Raw genomic sequence first — 7,894 nt, forward strand, 5'->3', positions numbered from 1 at the left:
AAGCTCGTCATCTTTTTTTGAAGTGACCTTCATCTGCTTTAAAGCTGCCCATACTGAAGGGACAGCACAATCAAAATGTGCCGCAATTTCCCGTAAAAAAGCATCTGGATAAGCCTCTACAAAGGATTTCAATTCCTCTAAAGGAATCTTTCGGTTTTTGACGACTCGCTTTTTCCTCTCTAAGTGTCCTTGTTCACGTAAGTTCTTTTCCCACGTGAAGAGAGTTCTGACGCCAACATCAAAAACCTTGGCTGCCTCGACATGGCTGTGCCCCTCTTTGATGTAATCTAATGCTCGCTGTTTAAAATCTGTACTATATGCCATAGCTTTATTATAACATGCTTGTTTGAAACTAAGCAACTATAACTATTTTTTTAAACTCAATAAGTTCTGTACTCTCATTCAAAATTTGCTCGTCAAAAAAAATAATCCATACTAACACTAAGTCTTTTAGCTAGTTGATGCAATAATTCTGAACCTGGAGTATATTCTCCGTTCTCCAAACGACTAATCTGACCTTGCTTACAAATTCCTTCAGCTAACTCTTTCTGAGATAATTTCAATTCTTTTCTTCTGCTCTTAATTCGAGTAGCTAATAAGCTTCCCACACTATTTCCTCCAATCTACTACTGCTAATCATTTTATCACGATTTCTGTAACAATTAAAATACATTTAAATTACTCTAATGGGATGTTGAAGCCTCTCTCTTTACTATCAATTGCAAAATTTATAGTGTTAACTAATTTCTCCAATCTCCTCACTTGATGTTCATACTCGTCTATATATTCATTCATCTGTTTTTGACAATCTTCAATCTCTTTCTCCCCCAATTATTCACACCTAACACAAAAAGCATCCAGAATCGATATGAAACCGAGGATTCTAGGTGCTTTCTCTTTTCACCCATTGGGTGCTGTTTTTACTGGACAAAAGGGAGTTTCTCCTTTATGATATAATCGAAAACAAAATCAAAACAAAGGAAATTCTAATGACCAGTATATAAAATAAATCTACGAAAAACAATACTTTATCACACTTTTCTTTCGATGGTGGAAATCTGACCAATCAAGCTGGTCTTCTGCTCTTCAAAGAACTCTTCACAAAGTTGAATCTAAAAGAAACTATTTCAAAACATCTTATGAGCGATGATAAACGACGCTATTATCACTATTCGGATGCCGATATTGTCATCCAATTTCTCTTTCAAATCCTTACAGGCTATGACATAGACTATGCCTGTAAGAAATTAAAATCAGATGCTTATTTTCCAAAACTGTTGGAAACTGGACAAGTTGCGTCTCAACCAACCTTGTCTCGCTTTCTGTCACGTTCAACAGAAGCAACTGTTGGGAGCTTGCGAAGACTAAACTTTGAACTGGTTCAACTCTTTTTACAAATGCAAAGCCAACCCAGTCTTATCGTTGATGTGGATTCCACTCATTTTACCACTTATGGGCATCAAGAGGGAGCCGACTATAATGCTCATTATCAGGTGACAGCTTATCATCCCCTTTATGCCTTTGAAAGCCAGACTGGCTATTGTCTGAATGCCCAGTTACGTTCTGGAAATCGCTATTGTTCAGAAGGAGCAGATGCCCTTATTCACCCCATTTTAGAGCAGTTTGACCATCTGATTTTTCGTATGGATAGCGGTTTTGTGAGCCCAAAACTCTATGATTTACTGGAAGATAGAGGTCATGCCTATTTGACCAAACTGAAAAGGAACGCTGTTCTGAGTCGCTTGGGAGATTTAACCTTGCCTTGTTCAGAGGATTTGAGTATTTTACCTCATTCTTCCTATTCAGAGTCCCTTTATAAAGCCGATTCTTGGCGCCAGCCACGTCGTGTTTGCCAATTTTCCCAAAGACAGGAAGGGGAATTGTTCTATGATGTGGTCTCTCTTGTAACCAATTTAAGCAGTGTAGATAGTGAGGAGCTGTTTCAATTCTATCGTGAACGAGGGAATGCTGAAAACTTTATCAAAGAAAGGAAAGCAGGATTCTTTGGGGATAAGACAGATAGTTCGACCATGGTTAAGAATGAAGTACGTATGATGATGGGCTATCTGGCTTATAATCTCTACCTCTTTTTAAAGCAGCTAGCTGGTGATGAAGTAAAGGCCTTGACTATCAAGCGTTTTCGACCTCTCTTCCTTCATATTGCCGAAAATATGTCTCTACTGCTAGACGACATATTCTCAAATTCTCAAGTCTATACGCCTATTCAAAACAGTTTCAAGCCTTATTTGATACAATCTGCCAGATAAATCTGATACTCCCTGTTCCATATAGAGCTAGAGGGCAGGGGAAAACATGCCTAACAGAATAAGTCACCTTATTTTAAAAATCGAGCATCAAACCAAGGGAGGAGTCTGCCCTTTTTTAGGAAAAAATCAAGACAAATCTCCTCAATCATGTCTCGAACATCAGAAATTAAGCAAAATCACCAGAAGGATAGTAGTTTAACTAGCTTTTCTGGTGATTTTCGAAGAGTATTGTTTCTTGCGTCATACTTCAAATAGTCTAGCCACATACATTTGAAGCTGCTACCTCAATACAAGCAGGCTTGAGGGTCGCTCTTGGGTTCACCGATAGATAATAGGCACGTAGGCCTTGCACATTAGATTTATAGTATATTGAAATAATATATAAACAAATCGATTAGGAAAGGCAAATTAATTTTTATACTCAATGAAAATCAAAGAGCAAACTAGGAAACTAGCCGCAGGCCGTACTTGAGTACGGTAAGGCGACGTTGACGTGGTTTGAAGAGATTTTCGAAGAGTATTAGAAATGTTTTAGTAGCTATGATGTCCTATTCCAGATTCAATCCACTATACGATAGACTCGTCGTATAAAAAAACTGCAATCCACAGATTGCAGTCTTTCTTTATTTTCTGGCTTGATAGCGACTAGTCAGAATGAAAATCACTGTAAAGACCAACATCATGACACCATAAACAGGCAACGTTCGTTCTGTAAAGGTTGAAATTTCAAGCAGTTTTTGGATTCTTGGGAAGAGAGCTGTCGCTAGGAAACCTCCTACTGACCAGACAATCAAGAGGACACGCCAGAGTGTGAATGGCATGCAGGCCCTAAATACGGACAAGAAACCAATAGACCCTAGTAGATAATAGAGTAGAGTTGAGATTTCTAACTCAGACCAACCTTGACTCGCGCCAAACATTTTCACAAAGAGAACGCTGAATACGACCATAAGGGCACTTGGTAGGGCTCGAAGCATGGATTTTCTGAGGAAATTCTGCTCAACAGGTTTGATATTTCGCTCAAAAGTCAGAACGAATGGTGGGAAACCTTCCACAAACTGGTCAATCATGGTAATCTGGATCGGAATGAAGGGGAAAATCAAAATCCACTCTGACCGACCTAGTAAAGCACTGGCAATACAGATGACTGCTAACAGGAAGGAATAGATGGTCTTTATCAAGAAAATCGGGGCGATATGAGCAATGTTATTGACCACGCGACGACCCTCGAAGAGAATCTCAGGAACATCATTAAAGTCTGAGTTCAAGAGAACCAGATTGGCAATCTGACGGGTTGCTGGATCCCCCTCCGCCATCACGATAGAACAATCCGCCTCACGAAGGGCCAAGATATCATTAACCCCGTCCCCTGTCATAGCCGTTGTATGACCCGCTTTTTTCAACGTTTGGATGATGAGTTTCTTTTGATGAGGGGAAACACGTCCGAAAATAGCTGTCTCCTCCGCCATGGCCATCAATTCCTCATCGATGATTTTTGAACAATCGACATAGCTGTGATAGTCCGCAAAACCAGCCTTCTGGGCAATACTGGATACCGTAACTGGATTATCACCAGAGATAATCTTGAGGCCTACTTCCTGAGAACGGAGATAGTCCAGCGTCTCTGCGGCTCCCTCTCGAATAGGGTCCAAGATTTCCAGCAAGGCCAGAGCCTGAATATCAGAAGGTTTCTGTGGTTTATGATGGTCCAGTTTTTCCTGACTGAGAGCTAAGACCAAGACACGTGAACCTCTCTCCAAGGCCTCTCTGGCTTCTGGGACCTCAGAATCCAGCAACATCTCAGGCGCCCCTAAGAAAACTGTTCCCAAACCTTCTAACTCCATGGCTCCCCACTTGCGGTCGCTAGAGAAGGGAAGATTGGAAATCATAGGATAAGTAACTTCTCCCACAAAACGCTTTCGAATGGCTTGGGCTGTTGGATTTTTATCCTCACTATGGGCCATATAGCTGGCCAAGATGCTGGCAATAGTCTCTTCACCATAAGTTTCCGTCAGCGGAAGAACTGCCTCTACCTGCATCTTTCCTTGGGTGATGGTACCCGTCTTGTCCAGACAGAGCATATCCACGCGTGCCAAGGTCTCAACAGAGTACATCTCCTGCACCAAGACCTTTTTCAAGCCCAACTTAATCACCGCAGTCAAAAGCGAAGTAATGGTCAAAAGGGCAATTCCCTTGGGCAACATTCCCAGTAGGGCTGTCGAAGAATTTACAACGGATAACTTGAGAGGCAGGCCTTTTAAAAGCAAGGCTTCTAGCAAGAGAGCCAAACCAAAAGGAATGATAATCTTCCCAGTAAAACCAGCTAACCTGTCCAGCGATTTCATGATACGGGAGTTGATAGGTTTTACAGTCTTAGCCTCAAGCATAAGTTTGGCAGCATAGTTGTCTGCACCTACATGGTGAACTTGAGCCAAAACTGACCCACTGGCTAGGAAGCTTCCTGACAAAAGCAAGGCATCCACTTCCTTTTGCACCAAATCACTTTCCCCCGTTAACATGGCTTCATTGACTTCCGCAAAGCCTTCCAAAACCAAGGCATCACTGGGAATCTGCTCTCCAGCAGACAGACGAATGACATCTCCTAACACCAATTCTTCCGGATTCAGAGCCACTTCTTGGCCATCACGAATAGTCTTGACCTTTTCCTTGGTCATGAGATTGAGCTTGTCCACCATGCGTTTGGCTCGTAGCTCGGTCACAATCCCAGAAAAAGCGTTGAAGCAGATAACAGCAAAGAAGACCAGATTGTTCCAAGCCTGCACAAAGGCTAGTGCCAAAGCAATGGCAAAGTTTAAAGCGTTAAAAAGGGTAAAGACATTTCGTTTAACGATTTGCCAAGTGCTGGTGCTGGCCGAAGCAGTAAAATCATTGACCAAGCCCTTAGTCTGTCTTTCCTTGACTTCTCTTTGGGTTAATCCCATAATCTTATTTTTATCCATAAATTCTATCATATCATTTTTTATGATAGAATACTAATCTCATCCTAAATATACTTATTACAAATGGAAAAAGCGTAACTTCTCAAAGTAACTTCCACTTGCCTGACCAAAGTGGAAATTAGTCTAAAACGGATTTTTATGGTGGAATTAAGTGTGAGACGTTTGAGTTAGAAATGAGGCTCACTATGACAAAACATAAACACCTTACCCTTTCAGACCGTAATGATATCCAATTAGGCTTAGAGCGCGGTGAAACCTTCAAAGCTATTGGACAGTCCATTCTAAAAGACCCAACTACTGTCTCCAAAGAAGTCAAACGAAACAGACAAGTCCGAGAGTCTACGTGTGATAACCTTCCCTGCCCTTTACTCGATAAGGCTCCCTTTGTCTGTAATGGATGCCCTAAAAGAAGACAAAATTGTGGCTATAAGAAGATTTTATACCTCGCTAAACAAGCTCAAAAACAGTACGAACAAACTCTTGTTGAAGCTCGTGAAGGAACTCCCCTCAATTCCAAGACCTTCTGGGACATGGACAAAGTCATTTCTGATGGTGTTAAAAAGGGACAACACATCTATCATATCCTCAAAACTCATAACCTTGATGTCAGCTCCTCAACTGTCTATCGACACATCCGAAAAGGTTACCTGTCTATCGCTCCGATTGATCTAGCCAGAGCCGTTAAATTCAAAGAAAGACGGAAAAGTAAACTACCTTCCATCCCTAAAGAAGCTAAAAAAGGCCGTTCCTATGAGGATTTCCAAAACTATTTAGTCCTTAATCAACTAGACTCTTGGCTGGAAATGGACACAGTTCTGGGCAGGATGGGAGGTAAAGTCCTACTTACCTTCAACCTGTCTTTCTGTAACTTTATCTTCGCTAGGCTTCTGGATAATAAAACTGCCCTTGAGGTTACCAAACACCTCTATGCCATCAAGAACACTCTTCACCAAGCTGACAAAGATTTCTTCCAACTCTTTCCTGTCATTCTTACCGATAATGGTGGAGAGTTTGCCAGGGTTGATGATATCGAAATGGATGTGCGAGGAGAGAGTAAACTCTTCTTTTGTGACCCTAATCGCTCTGACCAGAAAGGGAGAATTGAGAAAAATCACACGCTGATTCGTGACATTCTACCTAAGGGAACTTCTTTTGACAACTTAACTCAAGAGGACATCAATCTCGTCTGCTCTCATGTCAACAGTGTCAAACGTGCTGCTTTGAATGGAAAGTCAGCCTATGAGCTCTTTGCCTTTACCTATGGAGAAGAGATTCCTAAGCTTCTCGGCATTTCTAAAATACCTGCAGAAGACGTCTGCCAGTCGTCTAAATTACTCCAACATAAATTCTAAAAACTAACCTTCAACCCCATTCAAACGTCTCACACTAACTTCCACCATAGCGGAACTTAATCTGAAACGCTTTCAGATGAGAGGATTTTGTGCGCTCTTTTTTTCGATTCTTTTTGGTTACAAAAGCAATAAAATCAAGCATGATTAAAACCAGTGGAACTTACCCTGACACGGATTTCCACTGGTTTTTAGAATTTTTATCAGACTAACTTCCACTTGGATTAGCGGTGGAACTTAGTTTGGGAATTTACCCAAATGGAAAAAGTTTGCCAGCCCTCCTTTGATAAGGTATAATAATAACAAGAAAATAATCGAAGGAGATCGCATGTTTTATACTTATTTACGTGGATTGGTTGTCTTGCTCCTATGGTCCATCAATGGCAATGCCCACTATCATAATACTGATAAAATTCCTAATCAAGATGAAAATTATATTCTGGTTGCGCCTCACCGTACCTGGTGGGATTCTGTTTACATGGCCTTTGCGACCAAGCCAAAACAGTTCATCTTTATGGCCAAAAAAGAACTCTTTACCAACCGTATCTTTGGTTGGTGGATTCGTATGTGTGGTGCCTTTCCTATCGACCGTGAAAATCCTAGCGCCTCAGCCATCAAATACCCTATCAATGTTCTCAAAAAAAGTGACCGCTCTCTCATCATGTTTCCAAGCGGAAGCCGTCACTCAAACGATGTCAAGGGTGGAGTTGCCCTGATTGCCAAAATGGCCAAGGTCCGTATCATGCCGGTTACCTATACAGGTCCCATGACTTTGAAGGGCTTAGTTAGCCGTGAGCGTGTGGATATGAACTTTGGAAATCCAATCGATATCTCAGATATCAAGAAAATGAATGATGAAGGTATTGAAACAGTCGCCAATCGCATCCAAGCAGAATTTCAACGTTTGGACGAAGAAACAAAACAATGGCACAATGATAAAAAACCAAACCCACTCTGGTGGTTTATCCGTATCCCTGCCCTCATCCTTGCCATTATCCTCGCTATCCTAACCATCATCTTTAGCTTTATCGCAAGCTTCGTCTGGAATCCAGATAAGAAAAGAGAAAAACTTGCATAGAAGAAATGAACCTTGGTCAAACAGCCAAGGTTTTTCATTTATATAGTAGATTGAAACTAGAATAGTACACCTCTGCTTCTAAAACATTGTTAGAAATCGATTTAACTGTCCTGATCAATTTGTCCTGCTCTTGTTTCATTTTACTATATTTATAAGAATCTCCTAATCAAATCAAAAGCCACTCTACAATAGAGTAACTTTAAGATTGTCCATTTATACTCAGTCATAACCACCCGTGAA

General features: G+C 41.1%; 4 protein-coding genes and 2 pseudogenes. 3 read left to right on the forward strand and 3 right to left on the reverse strand.

The window, feature by feature from the left end; translation table 11 throughout:
* Positions 1 to 324, reverse strand: a pseudogene (locus HT708_RS04035) (IS630 family transposase); the annotation flags it as partial.
* A 92-nt stretch (positions 325 to 416) separates the two neighbouring features.
* Entirely contained in the window at positions 417 to 608 is a 192-nt protein-coding gene (locus HT708_RS04040; RefSeq protein ID WP_023934097.1) for a helix-turn-helix transcriptional regulator, read from the reverse strand.
* Positions 609 to 989: 381 nt separating this feature from the next.
* On the opposite strand from HT708_RS04040, the pseudogene HT708_RS04050 reads away from it, so the two are divergent.
* Positions 990 to 2,329 (forward strand): annotated as a pseudogene (locus HT708_RS04050) (IS1380 family transposase).
* 561 nt (positions 2,330 to 2,890) lie between these two features.
* On the opposite strand, the gene HT708_RS04055 reads toward HT708_RS04050, so the two are convergent.
* On the reverse strand, positions 2,891 to 5,227 hold the full coding sequence (locus HT708_RS04055; RefSeq protein WP_172926021.1) for a cation-translocating P-type ATPase: 2,337 nt from the start codon (positions 5,225 to 5,227) through the stop codon (positions 2,891 to 2,893).
* 185 nt (positions 5,228 to 5,412) lie between these two features.
* On the opposite strand from HT708_RS04055, the gene HT708_RS04060 reads away from it, so the two are divergent.
* Positions 5,413 to 6,579, forward strand: a complete 1,167-nt coding sequence (locus tag HT708_RS04060; protein ID WP_172926022.1) for an IS30 family transposase — start codon at positions 5,413 to 5,415, stop codon at positions 6,577 to 6,579.
* A gap of 325 nt (positions 6,580 to 6,904) precedes the next feature.
* On the forward strand, positions 6,905 to 7,654 hold the full coding sequence (locus tag HT708_RS04065; RefSeq protein WP_172926023.1) for a 1-acyl-sn-glycerol-3-phosphate acyltransferase: 750 nt from the start codon (positions 6,905 to 6,907) through the stop codon (positions 7,652 to 7,654).
* Positions 7,655 to 7,894: the final 240 nt, after the last annotated feature.

The organism is Streptococcus sp. 3613 (genome assembly GCF_013277375.1).
Classification (GTDB): Bacteria; Bacillota; Bacilli; order Lactobacillales; family Streptococcaceae; genus Streptococcus; species Streptococcus pseudopneumoniae.

Coding starts and splice junctions, on each gene's coding strand:
- HT708_RS04055 (WP_172926021.1), bottom strand. CDS start 5,227: ATGGATAAAAATAAGATTATGGGATTAACCCAAAGAGAAGTCAAGGAA.
- HT708_RS04060 (WP_172926022.1), top strand. CDS start 5,413: ATGACAAAACATAAACACCTTACCCTTTCAGACCGTAATGATATCCAA.
- HT708_RS04065 (WP_172926023.1), top strand. CDS start 6,905: ATGTTTTATACTTATTTACGTGGATTGGTTGTCTTGCTCCTATGGTCC.